Origin of the sequence: Micromonospora sp. DT229, from assembly GCF_049844505.1 — a bacterium.
GTDB lineage: Bacteria > Actinomycetota > Actinomycetes > Mycobacteriales > Micromonosporaceae > Micromonospora.
This window is the reverse complement of record NZ_JBNCLD010000011.1, coordinates 70,323-95,783: the sequence shown is the minus strand read 5'-3', so window position 1 is coordinate 95,783 and position 25,461 is coordinate 70,323. Positions and strand designations below refer to the sequence as shown.

Annotated in this window: 25 protein-coding genes and 1 pseudogene; 17 read left to right on the top strand and 9 right to left on the bottom strand. The window is 72.1% G+C overall.

Annotated elements, in window-relative coordinates; genetic code table 11:
* Positions 1-10 precede the first annotated feature (10 nt).
* From ACLQ2T_RS18765 to hisF, 5 genes are all read left to right on the top strand, one after another.
* On the top strand, positions 11-184 hold the full coding sequence (locus tag ACLQ2T_RS18765) for a hypothetical protein (RefSeq protein ID WP_327024867.1): 174 nt from the start codon (positions 11-13) through the stop codon (positions 182-184).
* Positions 181-834, top strand: a complete 654-nt coding sequence (hisH, locus tag ACLQ2T_RS18760; RefSeq protein WP_425767645.1) for an imidazole glycerol phosphate synthase subunit HisH — start codon at positions 181-183, stop codon at positions 832-834. The genes ACLQ2T_RS18765 and hisH overlap by 4 nt, the downstream gene beginning before the upstream one ends.
* A 48-nt stretch (positions 835-882) precedes the next feature.
* Positions 883-1,206: a hypothetical protein gene (locus tag ACLQ2T_RS18755; RefSeq protein ID WP_425767644.1), complete on the top strand. Its 324-nt coding sequence runs from the start codon at positions 883-885 to the stop codon at positions 1,204-1,206.
* Positions 1,207-1,226: 20 nt separating this feature from the next.
* A complete protein-coding gene (gene priA / locus ACLQ2T_RS18750; RefSeq protein WP_425767643.1) occupies positions 1,227-1,952 on the top strand; it encodes a bifunctional 1-(5-phosphoribosyl)-5-((5-phosphoribosylamino)methylideneamino)imidazole-4-carboxamide isomerase/phosphoribosylanthranilate isomerase PriA in 726 nt (241 codons plus the stop codon).
* Between the two features lie 122 nt (positions 1,953-2,074).
* Complete coding sequence (gene hisF / locus ACLQ2T_RS18745) at positions 2,075-2,842, top strand: imidazole glycerol phosphate synthase subunit HisF (RefSeq protein ID WP_425767642.1); 768 nt, start codon at positions 2,075-2,077, stop codon at positions 2,840-2,842.
* Between the two features lie 42 nt (positions 2,843-2,884).
* Here the strand turns inward: hisF and ACLQ2T_RS18740 are convergent, their stop codons facing one another.
* Both ACLQ2T_RS18740 and ACLQ2T_RS18735 read right to left on the bottom strand, forming a co-directional pair.
* Positions 2,885-3,346 carry a hypothetical protein gene (locus tag ACLQ2T_RS18740; RefSeq protein WP_425767641.1) on the bottom strand — a complete coding sequence of 154 codons (462 nt, stop codon included), beginning with the start codon at positions 3,344-3,346 and terminating at the stop codon, positions 2,885-2,887.
* A gap of 143 nt (positions 3,347-3,489) precedes the next feature.
* Positions 3,490-4,143 (bottom strand): YczE/YyaS/YitT family protein, encoded by a 654-nt coding sequence (locus ACLQ2T_RS18735; protein ID WP_425767640.1) that lies wholly within the window; start codon positions 4,141-4,143, stop codon positions 3,490-3,492.
* Positions 4,144-4,201: 58 nt separating this feature from the next.
* Here ACLQ2T_RS18735 and ACLQ2T_RS18730 point away from each other — a divergent pair, with 58 nt between their 5' ends.
* Positions 4,202-5,659 carry a PLP-dependent aminotransferase family protein gene (locus tag ACLQ2T_RS18730; protein ID WP_425767639.1) on the top strand — a complete coding sequence of 486 codons (1,458 nt, stop codon included), beginning with the start codon at positions 4,202-4,204 and terminating at the stop codon, positions 5,657-5,659.
* Positions 5,660-5,830: 171 nt separating this feature from the next.
* On the opposite strand, the gene ACLQ2T_RS18725 is transcribed toward ACLQ2T_RS18730, so the two are convergent.
* The 3 genes from ACLQ2T_RS18725 to ACLQ2T_RS18715 all read right to left on the bottom strand — a co-directional run bounded on the left by ACLQ2T_RS18725 (position 5,831) and on the right by ACLQ2T_RS18715 (position 9,481).
* Positions 5,831-7,654, bottom strand: coding sequence for an AMP-dependent synthetase/ligase (locus ACLQ2T_RS18725; RefSeq protein ID WP_425767638.1), 1,824 nt, complete (start codon positions 7,652-7,654; stop codon positions 5,831-5,833).
* Between the two features lie 137 nt (positions 7,655-7,791).
* The gene (locus ACLQ2T_RS18720; RefSeq protein WP_425767637.1) at positions 7,792-8,724 is read right to left on the bottom strand and encodes a terpene synthase family protein; all 933 of its coding nucleotides are present in this window, start codon (positions 8,722-8,724) and stop codon (positions 7,792-7,794) included.
* 127 nt (positions 8,725-8,851) lie between these two features.
* Positions 8,852-9,481 carry a TIGR03085 family metal-binding protein gene (locus ACLQ2T_RS18715; RefSeq protein WP_425767636.1) on the bottom strand — a complete coding sequence of 210 codons (630 nt, stop codon included), beginning with the start codon at positions 9,479-9,481 and terminating at the stop codon, positions 8,852-8,854.
* Between the two features lie 160 nt (positions 9,482-9,641).
* Here ACLQ2T_RS18715 and ACLQ2T_RS18710 point away from each other — a divergent pair, with 160 nt between their 5' ends.
* Together ACLQ2T_RS18710 and ACLQ2T_RS18705 are read left to right on the top strand one after the other, a co-directional pair.
* Positions 9,642-11,507: an ABC transporter ATP-binding protein gene (locus ACLQ2T_RS18710; RefSeq protein WP_425767635.1), complete on the top strand. Its 1,866-nt coding sequence runs from the start codon at positions 9,642-9,644 to the stop codon at positions 11,505-11,507.
* A gap of 111 nt (positions 11,508-11,618) precedes the next feature.
* Entirely contained in the window at positions 11,619-13,346 is a 1,728-nt protein-coding gene (locus ACLQ2T_RS18705) for an ABC transporter ATP-binding protein (RefSeq protein WP_425767709.1), read from the top strand.
* A gap of 89 nt (positions 13,347-13,435) precedes the next feature.
* Here ACLQ2T_RS18705 and ACLQ2T_RS18700 read toward each other — a convergent pair whose 3' ends face one another.
* The gene (locus tag ACLQ2T_RS18700) at positions 13,436-14,191 is read right to left on the bottom strand and encodes an ABC transporter permease (protein ID WP_425767634.1); all 756 of its coding nucleotides are present in this window, start codon (positions 14,189-14,191) and stop codon (positions 13,436-13,438) included.
* On the bottom strand, positions 14,188-14,922 hold the full coding sequence (locus tag ACLQ2T_RS18695; protein ID WP_425767633.1) for an ABC transporter ATP-binding protein: 735 nt from the start codon (positions 14,920-14,922) through the stop codon (positions 14,188-14,190). The genes ACLQ2T_RS18700 and ACLQ2T_RS18695 overlap by 4 nt, the downstream gene beginning before the upstream one ends.
* Positions 14,923-15,089: 167 nt before the next feature.
* On the opposite strand from ACLQ2T_RS18695, the pseudogene ACLQ2T_RS18690 reads away from it, so the two are divergent.
* The 4 genes and pseudogenes from ACLQ2T_RS18690 to ACLQ2T_RS18675 all read left to right on the top strand — a co-directional run.
* Positions 15,090-15,794 (top strand): annotated as a pseudogene (locus tag ACLQ2T_RS18690) (phosphoribosyl-AMP cyclohydrolase); the annotation flags it as partial.
* A 333-nt stretch (positions 15,795-16,127) separates the two neighbouring features.
* Positions 16,128-16,553, top strand: a complete 426-nt coding sequence (gene hisI, locus ACLQ2T_RS18685; protein ID WP_425767708.1) for a phosphoribosyl-AMP cyclohydrolase — start codon at positions 16,128-16,130, stop codon at positions 16,551-16,553.
* On the top strand, positions 16,550-18,103 hold the full coding sequence (locus tag ACLQ2T_RS18680) for an anthranilate synthase component I (RefSeq protein WP_425767632.1): 1,554 nt from the start codon (positions 16,550-16,552) through the stop codon (positions 18,101-18,103). Before hisI ends, ACLQ2T_RS18680 begins: the two co-directional genes overlap by 4 nt.
* Before the next feature lie 79 nt (positions 18,104-18,182).
* Complete coding sequence (locus ACLQ2T_RS18675) at positions 18,183-18,743, top strand: Trp biosynthesis-associated membrane protein (RefSeq protein WP_425767631.1); 561 nt, start codon at positions 18,183-18,185, stop codon at positions 18,741-18,743.
* Positions 18,744-18,823: 80 nt separating this feature from the next.
* Here ACLQ2T_RS18675 and ACLQ2T_RS18670 read toward each other — a convergent pair whose 3' ends face one another.
* Positions 18,824-19,075, bottom strand: coding sequence for a hypothetical protein (locus tag ACLQ2T_RS18670; protein ID WP_425767630.1), 252 nt, complete (start codon positions 19,073-19,075; stop codon positions 18,824-18,826).
* 440 nt (positions 19,076-19,515) lie between these two features.
* Here ACLQ2T_RS18670 and trpC point away from each other — a divergent pair, with 440 nt between their 5' ends.
* The 5 genes from trpC (at position 19,516) to ACLQ2T_RS18645 (ending at position 24,963) form a co-directional block, all read left to right on the top strand.
* Positions 19,516-20,319, top strand: a complete 804-nt coding sequence (gene trpC / locus ACLQ2T_RS18665) for an indole-3-glycerol phosphate synthase TrpC (protein WP_425767707.1) — start codon at positions 19,516-19,518, stop codon at positions 20,317-20,319.
* A 56-nt stretch (positions 20,320-20,375) separates the two neighbouring features.
* Positions 20,376-21,617, top strand: a complete 1,242-nt coding sequence (gene trpB, locus ACLQ2T_RS18660; protein WP_425767629.1) for a tryptophan synthase subunit beta — start codon at positions 20,376-20,378, stop codon at positions 21,615-21,617.
* Positions 21,614-22,417, top strand: coding sequence for a tryptophan synthase subunit alpha (trpA, locus tag ACLQ2T_RS18655; protein ID WP_425767628.1), 804 nt, complete (start codon positions 21,614-21,616; stop codon positions 22,415-22,417). The genes trpB and trpA overlap by 4 nt, the downstream gene beginning before the upstream one ends.
* 210 nt (positions 22,418-22,627) lie before the next feature.
* Positions 22,628-23,761, top strand: a complete 1,134-nt coding sequence (lgt, locus tag ACLQ2T_RS18650; protein ID WP_425767627.1) for a prolipoprotein diacylglyceryl transferase — start codon at positions 22,628-22,630, stop codon at positions 23,759-23,761.
* A gap of 14 nt (positions 23,762-23,775) precedes the next feature.
* Positions 23,776-24,963 (top strand): FAD-dependent oxidoreductase, encoded by a 1,188-nt coding sequence (locus tag ACLQ2T_RS18645; protein WP_425767626.1) that lies wholly within the window; start codon positions 23,776-23,778, stop codon positions 24,961-24,963.
* A gap of 169 nt (positions 24,964-25,132) precedes the next feature.
* Here ACLQ2T_RS18645 and ACLQ2T_RS18640 read toward each other — a convergent pair whose 3' ends face one another.
* The gene (locus tag ACLQ2T_RS18640) at positions 25,133-25,411 is read right to left on the bottom strand and encodes a hypothetical protein (RefSeq protein ID WP_425767625.1); all 279 of its coding nucleotides are present in this window, start codon (positions 25,409-25,411) and stop codon (positions 25,133-25,135) included.
* Positions 25,412-25,461: the final 50 nt, after the last annotated feature.

Below are 25,461 nucleotides of genomic sequence, written 5' to 3'. Positions count from 1 at the left end.
GGTGGCGCCGATGAGCGGGATCCTGCCGACCCTGCTGTTGATCTTCGCCGGGGTGCTGGTGGGTGGGACCTGGTCCCTGCACCGGCAGGGCGCCCCGCGCGGGGCCGTGGTGGTCACCGCCCTGCTGGCGGTGCTGGCCACCGTGGCCGGGGTGCTGTGGCTGCTGCCCGGGGAGGGATCGTGACGGACCGCGACACCCCTCGGCCCCGGGTGGTGGTGCTCGACTACGGCTCGGGCAACCTGCGCTCCGCCGAGCGGGCCCTGGCCGCCGCCGGTGCCGAGGTCACCGTCACCGACGACCTGGCCGCCGCGGCCGACGCCGAAGGTCTGGTGGTGCCCGGGGTCGGCGCCTTCGCCGCCTGCATGGCCGGCATCGAGGCCCTGGGTGCCGGTCCGGTGATCGCCGGACGGGTGGCCGCCGGCCGTCCGGTGCTGGGCATCTGCGTGGGCATGCAGATCCTCTTCGAATCCGGTGACGAACACGGTGTCATCACCAAGGGACTGGGCCTGCTGCCCGGCGATGTCACCCGGTTGCCGGCCGCCCGGCTGCCGCACATGGGCTGGAACACCGTGGAGCCGCCGGTCGGTTCGGTGCTGTTCGCCGGGTTGCCGACGGACAGCCGGTTCTACTTCGTCCACTCGTACGCCGTCTGCGACCCGACCGCCCTCGTCGCGGCCGGCGCCGGGGTGACCACCGCCCACCACGAGGCCGACTTCGTCGCCGCGGTGGAGCGGGGCCCGCTGTCGGCCGCCCAGTTCCACCCGGAGAAGTCCGCCGACACCGGCGCCAGGTTGCTGCGCAACTGGCTGGACACGCTACCCACCGATGGCTGAACCGAACGGCCCGGCGTGGCCGGACGGCCGGGTGCGGCGGGGGGCCCGGTGAGCAAGGAACGGGCCCGTCGCCGTGCGGCCCGGGAGGCGGAGGCGGCGCGCAGGCGGGTGGCCCGGGAACGGGCCATGGCCCGCCGGGCCCGCCGTCGGGCGCTGATCCGGCGGATGGTGCCCACGGTGCGACGTGGGCGTACGGGACGCCTGCTGCGCTACTCCCGTCGGGAACGGGCCACCATCGCGGCGCTGACCCTGGCGATGATCACGCTGATCTGGGTGCTCGTACCGGACCTGGCGCTGCGTGTCGTGTTGATCGTGCTGTTGCTGCTCGTACTGCCGGTGATCGTGGTGATCGCCCTGGACCGCCGTTCCTGATTCTGGAAGGACAAAGACACGTGAGCCTCACTCTGTTGCCCGCCGTGGACGTCGCCGACGGCCAGGCCGTCCGGCTCGTGCAGGGCGCCGCAGGCAGCGAGACCACCTACGGTGACCCGTTGGAGGCCGCCCTGGCCTGGCAGCGGGACGGCGCCGAGTGGATCCACCTGGTCGACCTGGACGCGGCCTTCGGCCGGGGCTCCAACGCCGACCTGCTGGCCGAGGTGGTGCGTCGGCTCGACGTGCAGGTGGAGTTGTCCGGTGGCATCCGCGACGACGCCTCACTGCGCGCCGCCCTGGCCACCGGTGCGGCCCGGGTGAACATCGGCACCGCCGCCCTGGAGGACCCCCAGTGGTGCGACCGGATCTGCGGCGAGTACGGCGACCGGGTGGCGATCGGGCTGGACGTGCGGGGACGTACCCTGGCGGCCCGGGGCTGGACCCGCGACGGCGGTGACCTGTACGAGGTGCTGGAGCGCCTGGACAAGGCCGGGGCCGCCCGGTACGTGGTCACCGACATCACCAAGGACGGCACCATGCGGGGGCCGAACCTGGACCTGCTGCGGGAGGTCTGCTCCCGTACCGACGCCCCGGTGATCGCCTCCGGGGGGGTCTCGACCCTGGACGACCTGCGGGCCCTGGCCACCCTGGAACCGATCGGAGTCGAGGGTGTGATCGCCGGAAAGGCCCTCTACGCCGGTGCCTTCACGGTCGCCCAGGCCCTCCAGACCCTCGCCGAGCAGTAGGGCGAGCAGTAAGGAAGGGCCCCTTGTTAACGCCTGCGGTAGAGCAGGGGACCCCGGTTAACACCGCCGGCGGCCTCGGACGGGCGCGCGGTCGGTCCGAGGCGCGACGATAGGCTGGTGTCATGACGGTGGCGGTACGGGTGATCCCCTGTCTCGATGTGGACGCGGGTCGGGTGGTCAAGGGGGTCAACTTCCTCGACCTGCGCGACGCCGGTGATCCGGTCGAGTTGGCGGCGGCCTACGACCGGGCGGGCGCGGACGAGTTGACCTTCCTCGACGTGACCGCCTCCTCCAGCGATCGGGGCACCATGCTGGACGTGGTGCGGCGTACCGCCGAGTCGGTCTTCATCCCGTTGACCGTCGGCGGTGGGGTACGCACGGTCGCCGACGTGGACACCCTGCTGCGCGCCGGTGCCGACAAGGTCGGGGTGAACACGGCCGCGATCGCCCGGCCCGAGTTGATCGCCGAGATCGCCGACCGGTTCGGTCGGCAGGTGCTGGTGCTCTCGCTGGACGTGCGACGGGCCCCGGCCGGCACCACCCCCAGTGGCTTCGAGGTGACCACCCACGGCGGCCGGCGGGGCACCGGGCTGGACGCCGTGCAGTGGGCGCGGCGCGGCGCGGAGTTGGGCGCCGGTGAGATCCTGCTCAACTCCATGGACGCCGACGGCACCAAGGCGGGTTTCGACCTGGAACTGATCGGGGCGGTCCGCCGGGTGGTGGAGGTTCCCGTGGTGGCCAGCGGCGGCGCGGGTGAGGTGGCGCACTTCCCACCGGCTATCGGGGCCGGCGCCGACGCGGTGTTGGCCGCCAGCGTCTTCCACTTCGGGGAGCTGACCGTCGGTCAGGTCAAGGACGCGTTGCGTACGGCCGGTCACCCGGTCCGCTGACCCTCGCGGGCTCAGGCACCCGGTCCGCTGACCCTCGCGGGCTCAGTTGTGGCCGGAATGCCCCTCCGGGGAACGCCGGGGCATCGGGATGGTCCGCACCAGATATTCCTGTACGGCGGCGGCGTGCTCGGCCTCGTCCAGGTGCCATTCGGCCGTGCCCGGCGGATGTCGGCGGCTGAGCACACTCTGCACGGTGTCGACAGTGGTGGCCAGCCCGGCGGTGGGTCGGGACCGCCACAGCCGCTCGCCGTCCGGGGTGATCCTGAACCAACCGTCGGCGACATCGACCAGGCCGGCACCGAGCAGCCGCCGGATCGCCTCCTCGATGTCGTGCCGCTCGGGGATGCTCTGGTCAAGATGGTCGGCCGTGGACAGCACATCGGCCAGGCGTACGCCCTCCGGGCGGCGTGTGGTCGGGGACCGCCGGTGCCGCCCCGCACCGCTGGCGATCACCAGCGAGACGAAGATCCATGCATCGGTCCGACGCCAGGCGTTCTCCCCCATGTGAGGATTCTGCCGTCCCATCGGGGTCAAGAAAACACCACCCACCCAAGAGTTACGGCCTGTGATGTGCGGGCCGAAAGGCAGGGCCGTGACCTCGGTGGTCACGGCCGGCTGTCGACCAGGGTGATCGCCCTCAGTGACCGTCAGGTGGCCGGTGCCGGCTCGATCCGGGGTGGTGCCTCGCGTTGCGGCTCCGGCACGTCGCAATGGGGCAGGAAGAGTTGCGTCAGCGGCCCGATGGTCAGCGCGTAGACGACCGTGCCGATGCCGAGTTGGCCGCCGAGCAGCGCGCCCACGGCCAGTACCCCGATCTCCAGGACGGTGCGGACCAGGCGCAACGAGCGACCGGGTCGGCGGGCGACGAAACCGGTCATCAGCCCGTCTCGTGGGCCGGGCCCGAGGCGGGCCCCGAGGTAGAGGGCGGTGGCCAGCCCGTTACCCACGATCCCGGCGGTCAGCAGGGGGATCTGGACGGCGAGGTTCTCCACCGGCGGCAGCAGGGCCAGGGTCAGGTCGACCGCCAGGCCGATCACGACGACATTGGCCACGGTGCCGACGCCGGGACGTTCCCGCAGGGGGATCCAGGCCAGCAGGACCAGGGCCCCCACGATGATGACCACCGTGCCCATGCTCAGCCCGGTGAGTCGGGAGACGCCCTGGTGGAACACGTCCCAGGGGTTCAGGCCGAGTTCGGAACGGAGCATCATCGCCATGCTCGCGCCGTACAGCAGCAGGCCGACGAACAGTTGCACCAACCGTCGCACCGGACGATGCCGCAGGTTGCCAATCAATGTCACTCCTGCCACCCTAGTGGCCAATTGGCATTCAAAAAGAGCCAATATTGGGGGAGTGGCCATGACCAGTCAGGTGCGCGGAGCCCAATTGGCCCGCCTACTCGGGCAGTGGCATGCGCTGCCGGGCCGCCGACGCAGACCGGACTACGCGGCCCTGGCCGGTGCGGTACGCGGCCTGCTCGCCGACGGTCGGCTACCGCTGGGGGTACGGCTGCCGGCCGAGCGGGATCTGGCCGAGGCGCTGCAGATCAGCCGGACCACCGTCACGGCCGCCTACCGCGAACTGCGCGACAGCGGACATCTGGCCAGTCGGCGGGGTGCGGGCAGCTGGACGATGCTGCCCGGAACCCACCGGGTGGCCAGCAACGGCCTGTGGATCCCGCTGGACGACCGGGACATGCTCGATCTCGGGGTGGCGGCGCTGGCCGCTCCACCGGAGTTGCTGCCGGCCGCCCGAGCGGCGGCCGAGGACCTGCCGCGCTACCTGGGCGGTGCCGGTTACCACCCGATCGGCATCATCGAGCTGCGGGAGGCGGTGGCCCAGGCGTACGCCGACCGGGGCCTGCCCACCTCACCGGATCAGATCATGGTCACCAACGGCACCCAGCACGCGCTGGACCTGGTGCTGCGACTGGCGCTGGCCCCGGGTGGCAGCGTGCTGGTGGAGTCGCCGAGCTACCCCAACGCGTTGGCGGCCCTCGCCGCCCGACGGGCCCGGATCACCACTCACGGCCTGGCTGCCGAGCTGAACGGCTGGGACGCCGACCTGCTGCTCGGCTCGCTGCGACAGGTGCGCCCCCGCGTCGCGTACCTGATTCCCGATTTTCAGAATCCGACCGGTCACCTGATGTCGGCCGACCTGCGGGAGCGGCTGGTGGCCACCGCCCACGCGGTCGGCGCCGACCTCATCGTCGACGAGTCCTTCGTGGACCTGTCGCTGGACGACGCCCCGTTGCCGCCGCCTACCGCCAGCTTCGACCGGCACTCCCGGGTGGTCAGCATCGGCGGCATGAGCAAGCCCTTCTGGGGCGGGTTGCGGATCGGCTGGATCCGCGCCTCCGCCCCGCAGGTGCAGCGGCTGGCCGCGGCCCGGGTGGGCGTGGACATGGCCAGTCCGGTCCTGGACCAACTGGTCGCCGTACACCTGATGGCCGCCGCGCCGACCATCGTGGCCGCCCGGCGGGCCCAGTTGACCGCCCAGCGCGACGCCCTGCTCGGCGCCCTGGCGGCGCGGCTGCCGGAGTGGCGGGTCACCGTGCCCCGGGGTGGGGTCACCCTCTGGGCCGAGCTGGACGGGCCGATCTCCAGCGCCCTGGCGCGGGCGGCCGAGGAGGTCGGGGTACGCCTGGCCCCGGGTCCCCGGTTCGGCCTGGACGGCACCCTGGAGCGTTTCCTGCGACTGCCGTTCACCCTGCCCTCGGCCGACCTGGTCGAGGCGGTCGGGCGGATCGCGGCGGTCCGCTACGACCTGGACCGGGGCGGGGCGCCCCGCTGGCGGGAGCCCAGCGTCATCGCCTGAGCGGGTCGGCGTGGCCCTGGTCCGCGCCGGGCGTCGGCTGGGCCGCAGGGACCGCCGCGCGGGCGTCGGCACGGGCTGCGGGAGCGTCGGCGGTCAGGACGCACCGAGCCGGCCCCGCGCCCTGGGTGGGGTGCGGGGCCGGCTCGGAGGGGTGCCTGCGAGCGGTTGCCGTCAGAGTTCGGCGACCGTGCCGGTGTACATCTTGTCGATCTCGGTGGAGAAGTTGCTCTCCACCCCGCGACGCTTGATCTTCAGGGACGGGGTGATCTCGCCGTCCTCGATGGTCAGGTCACGCGGCAGGATGGTGACCTGCTTGATGGTCTCCCAGCGGTTGAGCTTGCTGTTGAGCTGGGCGACGTACTCCTCGACCATCGCCTTCGCCTCCGGCGAGGCGACGATCTCGGCGTACGGCCGACCCTCCAGGGGGGTGCCGGCCGCCCACCCGGCGATGGCGTCCGGGTCCAGGGTGACCAGCATGGTGCAGTAGTTGCGGGCCTGGCCGACGACCACCGCCTGCGAGGTGTACGGGCAGGTCGCCTTGAACATGCCCTCGATGTACGAGGGGGCGATGTACTTGCCGCCGGAGGTCTTGACCAGGTCCTTCTTGCGGTCGGTGATGCGCAGGTAGCCGTCGGCGTCGAGCTCGCCGATGTCACCGGTACGGAAGAAGCCGTCCTCGGTGAAGGCGGCGGCGGTCTCCTCGGGCAGGTTGTGGTAGCCGCGCATCACCGGGCGACCCTTGATCAGGATCTCCCCGTCGGTGTCGATGCGGCACTCCAGGTCACCCATCGCCTTGCCGACCGTGCCGATGCGCAGCCCGTTGGGCGGGTTGACGAAGTTGCCGGCGCTGGACTCGGTCAGCCCGTACCCCTCGGAGATGGGCAGGTTGGCCGCGGCGAAGAAGGTCGCGATCTCCGGGCTGAGCGGGGCGGCACCGGACACCAGCACCCGGATCCGCCCGCCGAGGCGGGCCTGGAGCTTGCTGAAGACCAGCTTCTCGGCCAGCGTGTACTTGAACTTCAGGCCGCCGGGCAGGGGCTTGCCGGCCTGTTCCAGGGCGACCTTCTCCTTGCCGACCCCGACCGCCCAGGCGAAGATCTTCGCCTTGGCGCCACCGGCGTCCTGGGCGGTGGTCACCGACTTGTTGTAGACCTTCTCGAACACCCGGGGGGCCCCGCACATCAGGGTCGGTTGGACCACCGAGAGCAACTCGACCAACTTGTCGACCCGGCCGTCGACGTACGTCGGCAGGCCTACGTGGGTGGCCCCGCAGAGCAGGGTCTTGCCGAACGAGTGCGACAGCGGCAGCCAGAGGTACTGGAGGTCGTCATTGCGCAGCAGGCCGACCGCCTCCTGGGCGACGCCCTCCCAGCACCAGCCACCGTGCAGCAGTTCGACCCCCTTGGGTCGGCCGGTGGTGCCGGAGGTGTAGATCAGGGTGGCCAGGTGGTCCGGGCCGATCTCGGCGACCAGGCGGTCGACCAGCTCCGGGTCCTCGGCCAGCCGCTCGGCGCCCTGCTTCTCCAACTGGGCGAGGGTGAGCTGGGGTACGGCTGCCGAGGGGTCGGGCTCCCCGTCGATGAGGATCACGTGGGTCAGCGCGGGTAGCTGGGCACCGGCGATCTTCGCCGCCTGGCCGGGGTCCTCGGCGAACAACACCTTGGAACCGGAGTCGGCGATGATGTAGGTCGCGTCGTCGGGCTCCGTGGTGGGGTAGACCGTGGTGGTGGCACCGCCGGCACACATGATGCCGAAATCGGCGATGACCCAGTCGAGCCGGGTGTTCGCCAGGATCGCCACCGGATCCTCCTGGCCGACGCCCAGGCCGTGCAGACCGGCGGCGACCGCCTTGGCCCGCTCGGCGACCTGCGCCCAGGTCAGCCATACCGGAGAGTTGTCCGGGCCGGGGCGACCGAAAGCCTGGCGGTCCGGTGTGGCCGCCACGCGCTTGAGGAACATGTCAGGAATGGAACGGTACGGTACATCGAGAGCCATCGCTGTAGCCGCCTTCGGGGGTGGAGGCGTGACCATCGTCACGTCGAGTGTTCGTTACCGAAGGGTATTGCCTGTGTCGGGGAGTGGCTAGCCCCGTCGATCATCCACCGGCCGGTTTCCTCTCCGGCCGGCTCCGCTCAGGCGTAGCGCTGCGCTGCCAGGGACCAGTCGTAGGTCGCCCGGATCCAGTTCCGGCGGGTCGCCAGCGCCGGCCGGACCGCCTCGCCGTGCTGCGCCAGCAGGTCGCTCTCCGTGGTCAGATAGGTGCCGAGTTCCTCGTTGAAGCGGGCCGCCGCGGCCCGGATCGCCGCGGTCTCGTCGCCGGTCTCCCGGCTCAGCACGGTGACCAGGTTGTGCGCGTCCGGCCCGGCCCGGTGCTCCTTGCGGTACGAGAAGACGTCGTTGCACCAGCAGATCAGGTTGGCGGCGAGCTGATCCAGGGCGGCCCACTGCGGGTCGGCCCGGTGCTCGGCCGAGGGGAAGCCGTCCAGGACCAGGTCGGTCAGGGTGAGGCTGGGAAACACTCCACCGGTGTGCCGACGCATCTGCACGTACTCGTGCACCGGGGGCACCCGGTCGTGCTCCCGGTTGGCCGCCTCCCAGAGCAGGGCCAGCAGGTACTCCCGCATGGCCGAGGTGAACCGCAGCAGCACGGCCGGCCGGTCGTGGGCGCGTACCCGTCGGCACAGGTCGGCCAGCGCCGCCCCCAACGGGCCGGCGGCCGGTTCGGCGTCCCGACCACCCTGCTGATCCAGCACGTCCAGCAGGGCCGCCACGGTGGGGGCCAGGCGGGTCGGATCGGTCCCCAGACCGTCCTCGTCGCAGGCGTCGTCCATCACGAACAGCCAGGAGATCAGGTCGGACAGCAGGCGTAGACGATCACGGGGTGCCTGTGGGCAGGCCCGGCCGGCCAGCCCGGCAGCATCCGCCCGACGCAACCGCCGTCCGTTACTGATCAGTCCCAGCTGCTGCGCCCAGCTCTCGCTCTCCCGAGCCAGTGCCTCGGTGTCCTGGTGCTGATCCGCAGTGAAGGGAGGTTCTCGCAGGACGGACAGCGCAAAGCTTCGCATCGAGTTTCCCTGTTCCTGCCGCCCCCGGGGCGGAGCGGCGCGGCAAGCGTACGGGAGGCTCGATCAACTCAGGGTACGGACCGGATAACTATTCGGGTGTGGTCGGTGGCCGGTTCTGCACACCGAGCTAAAAGCCCAGCTTGGCCTCGCGTAGCCGGTCCGCCAGGGCCGCCGGGCCCTCGATCTCCACCCGGGCCACCCGCTGCCGACCGGACAGGAACAGGGTCAATTCGCCCGGGGCGCCGACCAGGCGCAGCGTTTCGCCGCCCTGGCCGGTGACGACCTCACCGTGCCCCGGCGCCTGCACGACCAGCCGGGCGGGGAAACGACGCAGCGTCAGCCGGGCCATCGTCGAGGTTCGCCGCCACAGGGCCTGATCCAGCCCGGCCGGCAACTCGCGCGGCTGCCACTGCGGCTGGGCCCGACGGACATCCTCGTGGTGGATGAAGAACTCCAGGGTGTTGGTCAGTTCGTCGGTCAGGGGGTTGCTCATCGGGCTCCACACCGGAGGGTTCCGTACCTGGTCGAGCAGGTCGGCCCAGTCGCCCGCCGCGATCTGCCGGCGGACCCGTTCGCCGCGATCGCGCAGCGGAGCCAACAGGATGCCGGCGGCGGCGTCCGGCCGACGTTCGCGGACCACCAGGTGGGCGGCGAGGTCGCGCACCGTCCAACCCTCGTTGACGGTAGGGGCCTGCGGTCCCAGCGTGGACATCAGGTCGGTGAGCGCCTTGCGCTCCGATCGGGCGTACCGCGACATGACAGCGATGCTAGGCCCATCCCACCGACCCCGCTGGATGGGCCGTCGTGCCTGGTTGCCACCTGGGGGTGACGTCGGACATATCACCGGGGGGTCGGCAGGGGGAGCGGACAACGGTAAGGATGAGAGAGGATATTGGCGGCTTACGGCGGGGGAGACAGTGGCGAGCGGGACTAGTCGGGATGTGCTGGGTCGTGGTCTGGCCGTCCTGGGGCGGGCCATCCGCGAGCAGCCGAGGATCTTCGCGGTCGCGGTCAGCGGCAGTGTGCTGTTCGGCGCGATGGTGGTGGCCAGCGCCTTCATCGTCGGCCGGGTGGTCGGCGAGGTGGTGGTCCCGGCGATCGAGCGCGGCTCCGTGGGGGTCAGTGCCCTGGCCATCGCGGCCACCGCGCTGTTCGGGCTCAGTGTGCTGCGGGTGGTCGGCATCTTCGGCCGACGACTCGGCGCCGGATACATGCAGTACCGCCTCCAGGCCGCCTATCGGCGCCGGGTCACCCGTCGCTACCTGGACCTGCCGCTGTCCTGGCACCACCGCAACGCCACCGGCACCCTGCTGTCCAACGCCAACTCCGACGTGGAGGCGGCCTGGCAGCCGATCGCCCCGCTGCCCTTCGCGGTCGGCACCCTGGTGATGCTGGTCGGGGCGGTGTCCTCGCTCTTCTTCACCGACTGGGCGCTGGCCCTGGTCGGGCTGGCGGTCTTCCCGGCACTGTTCGCGCTCAACGTGGCCTACTCCCGGCGGATGGCGCCGCGCCAGGCCCGTGCCCAGCGGCTGCGGGCCGAGGTCAGCGAGATCGCCCACGAGAGCTTCGACGGTGCCCTGGTGGTCAAGACCATGGGTCGGGAGAGCCAGGAGACCGCGCGGTTCGCCGGCCGGGCCGGGCAACTGCGCGACGCCCTGATCTCCGTCGGGCGGCTGCGCGGCATCTTCGACCCGATGTTGGAGACCCTGCCCAGCCTCGGCACCCTGGCGGTGCTGGTGGTCGGGGCGTACCGGCTGCGCCAGGGGGCCATCGACGTCGCGGACCTGGTCAGCGTGGCCTTCCTGTTCACCGTGCTGGCCTTCCCGGTGCGGGCGATCGGCTGGGTGCTGGCCGAGTTGCCGCGCAGTGTCGCCGGGTGGGACCGGGTCAACCGGGTTCTGGAGGCCACCGGCGAGATGCCGTACGGCGACACCCGGCTGCCCTCCACCACCGCACCGGCCTCGCTCACCTTCACCGAGGTCGGCTTCGCCTACGAACCCGCCGAGGCGCATCTGCCCGGCGCGCAGGTGCTCGGCGAGGTCTCCTTCACGGTCGAGGCCGGCAAGACGGTGGCCCTGGTCGGGCCGACCGGGGCCGGCAAGTCCACCATCGCCTCGCTGGCCGTACGACTGGTGGATCCGCTGTCCGGCACGGTCCGCCTGGACGGGGTGGACGTCCGGGAGTTGACCTCGGACTCGCTGGCCGCCAACGCGGCGCTGGTGGCCCAGGTGCCGTTCGTCTTCGACGACACCATCCGGGCCAACGTCTCGCTGGACCGGCCGGGCATCGACGACGAGGCGGTCTGGGCCGCCTTGCGGTTGGCCGAGGCCGACGGGTTCGTCGCCGCCCTGCCCGACGGGCTGGACACCATGGTCGGTGAGCGGGGCACCTCCCTCTCCGGCGGGCAGCGGCAGCGGCTCACCCTGGCCCGGGCGCTGGCCGGGCGGCCCCGCCTGCTGGTGCTCGACGACGCGACCAGCGCTGTGGATCCCCGGGTGGAGGCGGCCATCCTGGCCGGGCTGCGCTCCTCGACCAGCGGTGGTCCCAGGGCGTCGATCCTGGTGGTGGCCTACCGTCGGGCCACCATCGCCCTCGCCGACGAGGTCATCTACCTGGAGCAGGGCCGGGTGCTCGCCCGTGGCACCCACTCGACCCTGCTGGCCACCGTGCCCGGCTACGCCGACCTGGTGACGGCCTACGAGCAGGCCGAGGTCGACCCGGAGAGCGCGGCGAAGTACGACGAGGTCACCCCCCTGCCCTCCGGCCTGGAGGTGGACCGGTGAGCGCGAGGAACGCAGCGCGGCGGAGTCCCGCAGTCGGGAACGGAAGGTGATTCGGTGAGCGCGAGCAACGCAGAGGCGGCGTCGGAGCGGGCCGAGTCGACCTGGCAGACGATGCGCCGTGGCCTGGCCCTCTCGCCGGAGCTGCGGGTCGGGCTGGCCGGCACTCTCGGCCTGGCCCTGGTCTACATGGTCGGGCGAGTGGCCGTGCCGGTGGCCGTGCAGCAGGGCATCGACCGGGGCATCGTCGGCGGGCTGGACCTGAACGCGCTGTTCACCGTGGTGGCGGTGGCCGGGGCGGTGCTGGTGGTGACCACCGTCTGCGGTTACCTGATGATGCGGCGGCTGTTCACCGTCAGCGAGACCGCCCTGGCCAACGTGCGGGTGCGGGCCTTCCGGCACGTGCACGACCTGTCGATGCTGCACCAGCAGTCCGAGCGGCGTGGTTCGTTGGTCTCCCGGGTGACCAGCGATGTCGACCAGATCACCCAGTTCCTCCAGTGGGGCGGGGTGATCCTGCTGGTCAATCTGGGGCAGTTGGCGGTCACCACATTGGTGATGCTGGCGTACTCCTGGCAACTGACCCTTGTGGTGTACGCCGCCTTCGTACCGGCGGTCGTGGTGATCCGGCTGCTCCAGCGCCGACTGGCCGCCGCCTACGGGGTGGTGCGGCAACGCACCGGCGCCCTGCTCGGCGCGGTCGGCGAGAGCGTGGTGGGGGCGCCGGTGATCCGGGCGTACGGCATCGCCGGGCGGACCGCCCGGCGGCTGGACGCGGCGATCGACTCCCAACGGCTGGCCCAGCAGAAGGCGATCCGGATCAGCATCCTGGGCAGCTCCGTCGGGGAGTTGGCCGCCGGGGTGGCGTTGGCCGGGGTGGTGGTCGTCGGGGTGCTGCTCGGGGCCGACCAGACCCTGAGCATCGGTGAGGTCACCGCGTTCCTGTTCCTGGTCACGCTGTTCATCCAGCCGGTGCAGATCGCCACGGAGGTGCTCAACGAGGCGCAGAACGCGATCGCCGGTTGGCGTCGGGTGCTGGATGTGCTGGACATGACTCCCGACGTGGCCGACCCGGGCGAGCAGGGGCGGGACCTGCCACCCGGCCCGCTGGACATCCGCTTCGCCGGGGTGAGTTTCGCCTATCCGAACGGTCCTACCGTGCTGCACGAGGTCGGCCTGGAGATACCGGCGAAGAGCCGGGTGGCCGTGGTCGGGGAGACCGGCAGCGGCAAGACCACCTTCGCCAAACTGCTCACCCGCCTGATGGATCCGTCGCAGGGTGAGGTGCTGCTCTCCGGGGTGCCGCTGACCGACGTACGGTTCGAGTCGCTGCGCTCCCGGGTGGTGATGGTGCCGCAGGACGGCTTCCTGTTCGACGCCACCGTGGCCGACAACGTCCGCTTCGGTCGCCCGGAGTTGACCGACGAGCAACTCACCGCCGCCTTCACCGAGCTGGGGTTGAGTGACTGGTTGGAGGGCCTGCCGGCCGGGTTGGCCACCGGCGTCGGCGAGCGCGGCGAGGCGCTCAGCGTGGGGGAGCGGCAGTTGGTCGCGTTGGCCCGGGCGTACGTGGCCGACCCGGACCTGCTGGTGCTGGACGAGGCGACGAGCGCCGTCGATCCGGCCACGGAGGTCCGGCTGCAACGGACCCTGGACGCGGTGACCCGTGGGCGCACCACCCTGGCCATCGCGCATCGGCTCTCCACCGCCCAGAACGCCGACGAGGTGATCGTGGTGGACCGTGGCCGGATCGTGCAGCGGGGTCCGCACGACGAGTTGGTCGCCGACCCGGATTCCGTCTACGCCCTGCTCTACGCCTCCTGGCTGGAACAGACCCGCTGACCGGCTGGTCAGCCGTGCCATCGTCCTCCTGCACGCCGAGGCGAAGCCGCGTGCGGGGCAAGGTGGACCCCCGGGTCCGGAGGCCGGTGTCAGCTGCTGCGTCGTCGCAGGGTGGCCGCGGCGAGCAGCAGCGCCAGCACCGTCACGGCGGCGACCACGGCCACGTCACGCCACATCGTCGCCGTCGGCTCGGCATGCGCGCCGACCTCTTGCAGCGCCTCGACGGCGTACGTCAGGGGCAGCACGTCGCTGACCGCCTGCAACCAGCCCGCCATCTGCGCCTTCGGGACGAACAGCCCACAGAGCAGCATCTGCGGCGCGACCACGACCGGCATGAACTGTACGGCCTGGAACTCGGTGCGGGCGAAGGCGCTGCACAGCAGTCCGAGCGCGACGGCGAGCACCGCGTTCAACGCGGCGATCATGATCACTAGCCCGCTGCTGCCGGCGGTGTGCAGGCCGAAGACCCAGTACGCCACGGCCGAGGCGATGGTGGCCTGCACCGCGCCGGCCAACCCGAAGGCGATGCCGTACCCGAAGAGCAGGTCGGCCTTGGCCAGCGGGGTGGTGAGCAGGCGTTCCAACGTGCCGGTGGTCCGCTCGCGGAGCATGGCGATGCTGGTCACCAGGAACATGATGATGAACGGGAAGAAGCCGAGCATGACCAGCGCGATCCGGTCGAAGGCGGACGGCGTCCCCGGCACGGTGGGCTGATCGGCGTACATGTAGTAGATCAGGGTCAGCAGGACGGTGGGCACGACCACCAGCAGGGCCACCGTCCGCCGGTCGTGACGCAGTTGGCGCAGGATGCGCCCGACGGTGGCGAACAGGATCTGGGTGTTCATCCCGCCTCCCCGCTCGGCTTCGTCTCAGCCGCTCGGATCAGCCGCAGGAACGCCTCGTCGAGGTCGTCGACCCCGGCGGCAGCCCGGACGGCGTCCGGTGTGTCGTCGGCGATCAGCTGTCCGGCGCGGATCAGCAGCAGGCGGTCGCAACGGGCCGCCTCGTCCATGACGTGACTGGACACCAGCAGGGTCGTCCCGGTCGCGGCCAACTCGTGGAACCGGGCCCAGAGGTCGGCCCGCAACACCGGGTCCTGGCCGACCGTCGGTTCGTCGAGCACGACCAACTCCGGGTCACCGACCAGGGTGCAGGCCAGCGACGCCCGGCTGCGCTGCCCACCGGAGAGGTTGCCCACCAACTGCCGGGCCGCCGGGGCCAGCCCGACGTCGGCCACGGCCCGGTCCGCCTCGGCAGCGCCCCGGCCGTGCAGAGCGGCGAAGTAGCGGGCGTTCTCCCGGACGGTGAGGTCGGCGTAGACGCTCGGCGCCTGGGTCAGGTAGCCGACCCGGTGGCGTAGACCTGCTGAGCCGGCCGGCTGACCCAGCACGGTCACCGCGCCGGCCGTGATCACCTGAACTCCGACGATCGCCCGCATCAGGGTGGTCTTGCCGCTTCCGCTCGGCCCGAGCAGCCCGGTGACCGAGCCGCCGGGGACGACGGCGTCGATGCCGTCCAGAACTCGCCGCCCGCCCCGGTCCACGACCAGGCCACGGACGGCGATCGCGTCGACCATCGGCCACCTCCGAAAACTCATGATCTGTGGAAATCAGCTCTGGTGGAATCAGTTTCGGCGGAGCAATGGCGATGCCTGCGCCCTCGATGCACGACTGCCGATGACATGGCCGAGAGCTCCGTAAGGTACAACGGGTCCGTCATCGGGCATTGCACCTTAGATCGGACATGCGGCAGGATGGCTCAGTGGTCCACGCCTCGTCACCGGACAGTCGGTTCTTCGACGACTGGACCGCACGGCTGCGGGCGAGCGCCGACCGGCCCGTGGTGGGCATCCTGCTGCGCGGCAGTCACGCCCGCCGGGCCGCCACCGCGCACAGCGACGTCGACGTCGACCTGCTGGTCGGGGGTGCCCCGTACGCTGCCCGCCGGGCCTACTTCGCGGAGCATTCCGGCCGACTGACCCATGTCTCCGTCGCCGCCCGGGACATCCGTTCCTGGGTCACCCGGCTGGGCGAGCCGGCCGACTGGGCCTTCGGTCTGCCCGTGACGGCCCCCGCCCGGCTGCTGTGGGCCGATCCGCGCTGGCGGGCCCGGATCGATCTGCCGGTGCTCTGCCAGCCGGCCGACGAGCCACGGCTGGAGGACCTGATCGCCACCCTCGGCAAGGTGGCCTCGGCTCGGGACGCCACCGATCGAGTCGGGCTGCGACTGGCCGCCGCCGACCTGGCCCGGCTCTGCCCGTCGGTGCTGCGCCTGGCCAATCCCACCGTCCGGGTGGTGTCCCGCCGGTCGGCCTTCACGGCCGCCCTCGACCTGCCGGTGGCCCCGGCCGGGTACCGCGACGACATGCTGCGCTGCCTCGGACTGTGGCCCGGCTCGACCGGCCGCCTGTGGGCAGCCGCGGCCCGACTGGTGGCCGGCATCCTGCCGCTGATCCGCCCGTACGCCGCCGAGGTGGCCGAGGCGGGGGGCCCGGACCTGGCCGAGGCCCTGCTCGACGGCCGCCTGGACCGCTACATCGCCCAGTTGGCCCGGCCCGCCGCTCCGCCCGCGCCCCCCGCCGCTCCCTCCGTGCCCTTCGGGCGGCAGCCCACCCCCGTCAGGCCGCCGGAAGAGCGGGAGCCCGCCGTGGTGACGCCGCCGAACGACGGGGAGCCCTCCGCCGTGGTGCCGCCGCGCGATCCGGAGGCTGTCGGTCCGCCCGTGCCCGGCGGGCGGGAGCCCGCTGGGGTACCCGCGCCGCGTGCGGAACAATGGCTAACTGTGTCCGTACCTGACGCGCCGGTGACCGGCGCCCACCGCGAAGCGCCACCCTCCGGCGGCCCGGACCGGCCCTCCCGGCTGGACCCGGCGATCGCCGCCCGGCTGCGCCGTACCCCCGAGGGTCTGGTGGCCGCCGTGGTCCGGCAGCACGACAGCGGTGAGGTGTTGATGGTCGCCTGGATGGATGACGAGGCCCTGCACCGCACCCTGACCACCGGCCGGGCGACCTACTGGTCGCGCAGCCGCCGGGAGTACTGGGTCAAGGGCGCCACCTCCGGTCACCACCAGTACGTCCGGTCGGTGGCCCTGGACTGTGACGGTGACGCCCTGCTGGTCAGTGTCGATCAGGTGGGCCCCGCCTGCCACACCGGGCAGCGCACCTGCTTTCACACGGAGCTTCCGGTCACCGGGGAGGTGACCTCGTGACGGACGGTCGGGTGAGTCCGGACGAGGCCACCTTCACCGAGCTGGCGGCCCGGTGGCGGGTGGTGCCGGTGACCCGTCGACTGCTCGCCGACGCGGAGACGCCGGTGGGGGTCTACCGCAAGCTCGCCGGTGGCCCGGGCACCTTCCTGTTGGAGTCCGCCGAGCAGGGGGTCGGTTCGGCGGGACTGTCCTGGTCCCGGTACTCCTTCGTCGGGGTACGCAGCAGCGCCACCCTGATCGAGCGCGACGGCGCGGCCACCTGGCTCGGCACCCCACCGACCGGTCTGCCGACCGGCGGTGACCCGGTCGAGGTGCTGCGGGCGACCGTGAGCGCGCTGGCCGGGCCGCCGGGCGATCCGCAGGCCGGGCTGCCCCCGCTGACCGGGGGGATGGTCGGCTACCTCGGCTACGACCTGATCCGGCGGTTCGAGCGGCTGCCCGACCTGACCGAGGACGACCTGGGCGTACCCGAGTTGGGCATGATGCTCGCCACCGACCTGGTGGTGCTGGACCACTTCGACGGCTCGGCGATCCTGGTCGCCAACGCGGTCCTGCCCCCGCCGGACGAGCCGGGCCGCGAGGCCCTGGTCGCCGCCGCCTACCACCACGCGGTGGGCCGGCTGGACGCGATGACGACCGCCCTGTCCCGGCCGATCCCCCCGATGGTCTCCACGGTGCACCGCCCACCGGTCGGTGAGGTACGCAGCCGTACCCCCGAGGGGGGTTACCCCAAGGCGGTCGAGGCGGCCAAGGAGGCCATCCGGGCCGGCGAATGCTTCCAGATCGTGCTGGCCCAACGGTTCGAACGCGACACCGAGGCCGACCCGCTGGACGTCTACCGGGTGCTGCGGACCACCAACCCCAGCCCGTACATGTACCTGCTGCGCTTCGACGACTTCGACATCGTGGGTTCCTCCCCGGAGGCGCATCTGAAGGTGACCATCGAGGAGGGTGGTGAGCGGCGGGCCCTGCTGCACCCGATCGCCGGTACCCGTCCGCGCGGGGTGACCCCGGAGGCGGACGCCCGCCTGGCCGCCGAACTGCTGGCCGACCCCAAGGAGCGGGCCGAGCATGTGATGCTGGTCGACCTGGGACGCAACGATCTGGGTCGGGTCTGCCGGCCGGGCACGGTCGAGGTGCCGGAGTTCGCCACCATCGAGCGGTACAGCCATGTGATGCACATCGTCTCCACGGTCGTCGGCACCCTGCGCGAGGACCGCACGGCCTTCGACGCCCTCGCCGCGACCTTCCCGGCGGGCACCCTCTCCGGGGCCCCGAAGGTGCGCGCCATGGAGATCATCGAGGAGTTGGAACCGGTACGCCGTGGCCTCTACGGCGGTACGGTCGGCTACTTCGGCTTCGGCGGCGACCTGGACATGGCGATCGCGATCCGGACCGCCCTGATCCGCGCCGGTAGGGCCTACGTGCAGGCCGGTGCCGGGGTGGTGGCCGACTCCGATCCGGCCGCCGAGGACCAGGAGACCCGGAACAAGGCCGCCGCCGTCCTGGCGGCCATCGCCGCGGCGGAGACCCTGAGGCCGGCCCGATGACCGTACGGGTGCCGGCGGAGGCCGGGGTGATCCCGGCCCGACGATCGCGGGTGGATGTCGTGGCGGGCAGGTCGATCCGGTGAGCGAGACGGACGAGCCGCAGGTGGCGGCGCGAGCGTCGGTGCGGCGTGAGTTGGCGTACGCCGTGCTGGCCTGCCTGGCCGGCGCGGGGTTGGCCCTCTGGGCGGTGACCCGCACCTGGACGGTGGCGGCCACCGGCTCGACCCTCGACGAGGAGGGCAGCGGCGCCGGTCTGCTGCCCTGGTTGCCGGCGCTGGCCCTGGTGGGGCTGGCCGGGGGTGGTGCGATGCTGGCCACCGGCGGCTGGCTGCGTCGGGCGGTCGGCGGGCTGTTGGCGCTGCTGGGCCTGGCCATGGCCGGGGGTGGCGGCTACGGGCTGGTGGCCGACCTGGGCGACCAGGTCAGCCGGCAGTGGCCCGCCCTCACCCTGCTCGGTGGCCTGATCGCCGTGGCCGGTGGGGTGTTGACCGCGCTGCGGGGTGACCGGTGGCCGGCGATGAGCGCCCGGTACGAACGCCGCTCCCGGCAGCCCGTCGACAGCACCGGCCCGATCGAGGGTGCCGGCACGAGGGACGCCTGGGAGGCGTTGGACCGGGGCGAGGACCCCACGGTGCGCTGAAACCGCCGCCGAGCCGGCTGGGTGGCCGGGCCGCGTAGTGGCCGAGCCAGGTGGCGGCGGCCGGTCGTCGGTGTGGTTGGTCAGCTGACCGGTTGCCGGTCGCGGACCCGGGTGGCGGCGAGTTCGGCGACCAGTTGGTCCAGGGCGGCCCGCTGGTCGGCGCGGGCCCGGTCGGCGCAGACGGCCTCCCAGGCGTTGCCCCGGGCGGTCCGGATCCGGGTGGGACCGACCACCGCGCGCTCGACCGTGTGGACGACACCGACGGCGAGCGACGCGACGGTGCGGGAGATGGTGGTGAGTCCGATGGTCTGGTGCGGCGCGGAGGAGCTCATGAGGACCCCGGATGATCGTCGTGGTGAAGGGGCAGGCGCGTACCTGAGTCTGCCCGAGAACGATGCTGCGCGGTTCACGTTTCGTAGTGATGACTGCAACGTCAACTCTGAGGTAACCGCCCTGACCAGGCAAGGAGTCCTTGGTCCTTGAGGTAGCTCACAGCATCGAGGGTGATCGTAATGAGGTGTCGATCACCTCCGATGAGCGCTTGCATGGGTGCCTGTCGATCTATCGGTGACGTAGAGTTACGACGTGTGCGCGCAAGTCGGCCATTATGCCCCAGCCCATTTCGTGAGGAGCGCCATACCCCCGGCGGGCGGTTCCAGGCCGGGCCACCTAGCATCGGCCCATGACACCCGGAGAGGGGAGTCCGTTGGTGACTGCTGAGCATGCGCACGCGGAGGGGGACAAAGCCGGTTCGTCGGCCGCCCCGACCAGCGTGCTCGACGAGATCCTGGCCGGCGTCCGGGAGGACGTGGCCCGGCGGCAGGAGCAGGTTCCGCTGGAGCGGATCCGTGAACTCGCCGCCGCCGCTGTACCGCCGCTGGACGCGTACGCGGCCCTGCGGCGGCCGGGCGTCGCCGTCATCGCCGAGGTGAAACGCTCATCACCGTCCAAGGGCCAACTGGCCGAGATCGCCGACCCGGCCGACCTGGCCGGTGAGTACGCCGCCGGGGGTGCCCGGGCGATCAGCGTGCTCACCGAGGGACGCTGGTTCGGTGGCTCGCTGGAGGATCTCGCCTCGGTGCGGGCCGCGGTGAACATCCCGGTGCTGCGCAAGGACTTCGTGGTCTCCAGCTACCAGGTGCACGAGGCCCGGGCCCACGGCGCCGACCTGGTGCTGTTGATCGTCGCCGCGCTGGAGCAGAACGTGCTGGTCGGCCTACTGGAGCGGATCGAGTCGCTGGGCATGACCGCACTGGTCGAGGTGCACGACGAGGAGGAGGCCGACCGGGCCCTGGAGGCCGGGGCGCAGGTGATCGGGGTCAACGCCCGTGACCTGCGTACCTTGGAGGTCGACCGGTCGGTGTTCGAACGGATCGCCCCGGGCCTGCCGAGCAGCGTCGTCAAGATCGCCGAGTCCGGCGTACGGGGTCCGCACGACCTGATCCGGTACGCCTCCGCGGGTGCCGACGCGGTGCTCGTCGGGGAGGGGCTGGTCACCAAGAAGAGCCCCCGCGAGGCGGTCGCCGAACTGGTCAACGCCGGAAACCACCCGGCCACCCCCCGCCCGGTGCGCTGAGGTCGTACCGATCGATTCCGAGGGAGAGGATCCCCGATGAGCGCGCAGGTCACGGCATGAGCACCCCGGCGTCGGTCGGCCCGGCGGCACAGGTACCGGACGGCGCCGGCCGCTTCGGCCGTTTCGGTGGGCGGTTCGTGCCGGAGGCCCTGGTCGCCGCCCTCGACGAACTGGAGGCCGCGCACCGTACGGCGATGGTCGACGAGGGCTTCCGCGCCGAGCTGGCCGCCCTGATGCGCGACTACGCGGGCACCCCCTCCCTGCTGTACGAGGCCCACCGCTTCTCCGCCCAGGCCGGTGCCCGGGTGCTGCTCAAGCGGGAGGACCTCAACCACACCGGGGCGCACAAGGTCCGCAACGTGCTCGGTCAGGCGCTGCTGACCCGGCGGATGGGCAAGAAGCGGGTGATCGCCGAGACCGGCGCCGGTCAGCACGGTGTCGCCGCGGCCACCGCCGCCGCCCTGTTCGACCTGGACTGCGTGGTCTACATGGGCCAGGTCGACACCGAACGGCAGGCCCTGAACGTGGCCCGGATGCGGATGCTCGGCGCCACGGTGATCCCGGTGACCACCGGCTCGCGGACCCTCAAGGACGCGATGAACGAGGCGATGCGGGACTGGGTGGCCAACGTCGATGACACCCACTACCTGATCGGCACCGCGGCCGGTCCGCACCCCTTCCCGGCGCTGGTCCGCGACTTCGTCCGGGGCATCGGCGACGAGGCCCGGCAGCAGTGCCTGGACCTCACCGGTGCCCTGCCGGACGCGGTCACCGCCTGCGTCGGGGGCGGCTCCAACGCCCTCGGCATCTTCCACGCCTTCGTCGACGACGCGCAGGTGCGGCTGTACGGCTTCGAGGCCGGCGGCGAGGGGGTGCTCAGCGGTCGGCACGCGGCCAGCATCACCGGTGGTTCCAGCGGGGTGCTGCACGGCGCCCGTACCTATGTGCTCCAGGACGCCGACGGTCAGACGGTCGAGTCCCACTCGATCTCCGCCGGCCTGGACTATCCCGGGGTCGGGCCGGAGCACGCCTGGTTGCACGACACCGGGCGGGCCAGCTATCTGCCGGTCACCGACGACGAGGCGATGGCGGCCTTCCAGTTGCTCTGCCGTACCGAGGGGATCATCCCGGCGATCGAGAGTTCGCACGCCCTGGCCGGCACCCTGGCCATCGCCGGGAAGCTCACCGCCGAGCTGGGCCGGGAGCCCACCATCGTGGTCAACCTCTCCGGCCGGGGCGACAAGGACGTGCACACCGCCGGCGAGTACTTCGGCATCCTGAACGGAGACTCGGCATGAGCCGCATCGGGGTGGTTTTCGACAAGGCGCGGGCGGACGGACGGGCGGTGCTGATCGGCTGTATGCCGGCCGGTTTCCCCACCGTCGAGGGCAGCATCGCGGCGATGAAGGCGATGGTGGCCGCCGGGGTCGACGTGATCGAGTTGGAGATCCCGTACTCCGATCCGGTGATGGACGGGCCGGTCATCCAGCGGGCCAGCGACATCGCCCTGGCCGGGGGCGTACGCACCCGGGACGCCCTGCGGATCATCGAGGAGGTCGCGGCCATCGGTGCGCCGGTGGTGACGATGACCTACTGGAACCCGATCGAGCAGTACGGTGTCGACGCCTTCGCCCGGGATCTGGCCGCAGCCGGTGGTACCGGGCTGATCACACCGGATCTGATTCCCGAGGAAGCCGACGAGTGGCTGGCCGCCTCGGACGCCCACGGGCTGGACCGTACCTTCCTGGTGGCGCCCTCCTCGACGGACGAGCGCCTGGCGATGACGGCGGCACACTGCCGGGGCTTCATCTACGCCACCGCCCTGATGGGGGTGACCGGCGCCCGTACCCAGACCTCCGAGGCGGCGCCCGTGCTGGTCTCCCGGGTCCGTGCGGTGACCGACCTGCCGGTCGGCGTCGGCCTCGGGGTGGGCACCGGCGCCCAGGCCGCCACCGTGGCCGGCTACGCCGACGGGGTGATCGTCGGCAGCGCCCTGATCCGCTGCCTGCTGGACGCCCCGGACACCCCCACCGCCCTGACCGCCCTCACCACCCTGGCCACCGACCTGGCCACCGGCGTCCGCCACCCCACCCCCTAACCCCACTCCCCGCTCCCCACCCCTCCCCACCCCTCCCTCCCGCACCCTCACACCGCCCCTGAGCCGCGTCGATCATGCACTTTTGGTCGCTGATATGCCGGAAATAGGCGGTATGCGGGGACGGAAAGTGCAAGATCGCGGGGGATGGGGGGTAGGAGGGCGGGTGGGCCGGGGTGACGGTGGTGGGGTGGGCAGCGGTAGGGTGCGCCCGTGAGTCTCGCCTCGCCGACGTACCTGGCCGCCATCCCCAGCCCTAGTACCGCCGTGTGGCATCTCGGGCCGATTCCCCTGCGGGCGTACGCCCTCTGCATCCTCGCCGGCATCGTGGTGGCCTGCTGGGTCACCGACCGGCGACTGCGCCAGCGGGGAGTCGCTCCCGGCGCGGTGCTGGACATCGCCCTGTGGGCGGTGCCCGCCGGCATCATCGGCGCCCGGATCTACCACGTGATCACCTCACCGGCGGCGTACTTCGGCACCGGTGGTGACCCGATCCGGGTCTTCTACATCCACGAGGGTGGGCTGGGGATCTGGGGCGCGGTCGCCGGTGGCGCGGTCGGGGCCTGGTTCGCCGCCCGGCAGTTGGGCATCCCCTTCGCGGTGGTGGCCGACGCGCTGGCCCCCGGCCTGCCCCTGGCCCAGGCGGTCGGCCGGCTCGGCAACTGGTTCAACAACGAGCTGTACGGCAGCCGGACGGACCTGCCCTGGGGCCTGGAGATCCACCGGATGGATGGTGGGCAGGCGCTGCGCGACGAGACCGGCCGGCCGATCCTGGAGGAAGGGCTCTACCACCCGACCTTCGCCTACGAGGCGCTGTGGAACGTCGGGGTCGCCGCCCTGGTCTTCTACCTCGACCGTAAGCTGCGGCTCGGCCGAGGCAGGGCCTTCGCGCTGTACGTGATGGGCTACACTGCCGGGCGGTTCTGGATCGAGATGATGCGGACCGACGAGGCCAACACCATCTTCGGCGTACGCCTCAACGTCTGGACCGCGGCGCTGGTGTTCCTCGGCGCCCTGGCCTACTTCCTGCTGGTCCGTGGCCCGCGCCAGTACCTGATCCCGGTCGGTGCCGCGGCCGTCACCCCGACGACCGGCTCCGACGTCTCCCAGGTGGACCTGTCCGCCCGGCAGGCCGCCGAGCAGTCGGCCGCGCCGGAGGGCTACCGGACGGTCAGCGAGGAGCAGTTCCGGCACTGGCAGGCAACCGGCGAGGCGCCGCCCGAGGGATCCGACCCGACCGGTACGGCCGCAGGACGGCCCGACGCGGGCGCTGCCGGGGACCGGCCGGACGACGAGTTCGTCGACGGCGAGGGGGCCTCGGCCCGACCTGCCGAACGCGACAGCTGAACGAGGGGGCCGGTATGCGGACCGCGGTGGTGGTCGGCGGTGGGCTTGGCGGCCTGGCCGTCTCCGGTGCGCTCGCCCGCTCCGGCTGGCAGGTCACCCTCCTGGAACGGGCCGACCGGATCCGCCCGGAGGCGACCGCGGTCGTACTCTGGCCGAACGGGGTCCGTGCCCTGCGTGCCCTGGACCTCGGCGCCGGACTGGACGCGGTGGCCACCCCGTTGCCCGACGGTGGGGTACGCCGTCCCGACGGTCACTGGCTGGTGCAGCCGAGACCGGTCCCGGTCGAGCGGCTTCCCGTCGTGGTGCACCGGGAGGACCTGCACGACGCGTTGATCGCCGGGCTGGGCGACCGGGTGGAGCTGCGTACCGGGGTGACCGTGCGGACGGTACGTGCGGCACCGGGTGAGCGTCCGGCGGTCGGCGACGGTCGGCACACCTTCGAAGCCGACCTGGTGGTGGCGGCGGACGGGGTCGACAGCGTCATCCGTGGTCAGCTGGCCCCTCAGGCCAACGTGGTCAGCTCCGGATGCGCCGCCTGGCGGGCGGTGATCCCCTGGTACCGGGCACCGAGCCTGCCCGAGGCGATCGGCGGGGAGATCCTCGGCGCCGGCTACCGGTTCGTGGCCGCCTCCCTGGGGGAGCGGGGTTCCTCCGGTGCCTCCAGCCGGGGCGGCGTCTACTGGATGGCCACCGCCGCGGGTGCGGCCCGGCCCGAGTCGCCGCAGACCCAGCTGGCACTGCTGCGCCGCTGGTACGCCGGCTGGCCCGGCCCGGTCGAGGAGTTGTTGGCCGCCACCGAGCCCGAGGATCTGGTGCAGCAGGAGATCCGCGAGCTGCGCCCGCTGCCGAAGGCGTACGGTTTTCCGCTAGGCCCAGGCGGGGTGGTGCTGCTCGGCGACGCCGCCCACGCCATGCCGCCGCACCTCGGGCAGGGGGCCTGCCTGGCCTTCGAGGACGCCGCCACCCTGGCCGCCCTGCTACGGGAGTCGTCCCTGCCGGACGCGGTGCTCGCCTACGACCGGGCGCGTCGCCCCCGCGCGGCCGCCATGGTCCGGCAGACCCGTCGGATGTCCGCGGTGCTCCAGACCCGGGGCCGGCTGGCCCTGCGGGCCCGCGACGTGGCCCTCAACACCATCACCCCCCGCATCCTCGGCACCGCCGCCACCGTAGCCGCCCAATGGCGCCCCCCACCCCCCAAGTAACCCCACCCCACCCCACCCTGTCCTCACCCCACCCCGGGCCACCACCCCGCCCCACCTCGGCGGCGATCATGCACTTTTGGTCGGCACAAAACGGGCGCATATGGGCAAAAGGGCGACCAAAAGTGCATGATCGCGGGAACAAGAGGGTGGGGGTGTGGGGCGGCAGGGGTTAGTGGGGGGTGATGGTGGGGGGTTCGGCCAGGGCGGCCGGGTCGAGCACCAGCAGGGGTGCCTCCAGTACGGCCAGGCCGGCCGGGCGGGCCACCGTGAGCAGTTCCGGGTGGGAGTCGTGGACCCATTCCAGGGTTTCCGGCAGGGCCGGTTTCCGTTGCCGGGTGCGTGCGGCGGTCAGGTCGGCCAGGGAGGGCGGCTGGTCCGGGCCGCGAGGGGGGGCGGGCGTAGAACGGCCATCCGGTGCCTTCGCGGACGAACAGGACGCAGCCGCCATGATCCTCTGCGCGGGCCGCATCTCGCGGCACAGCGTCATAAAACCGTTCC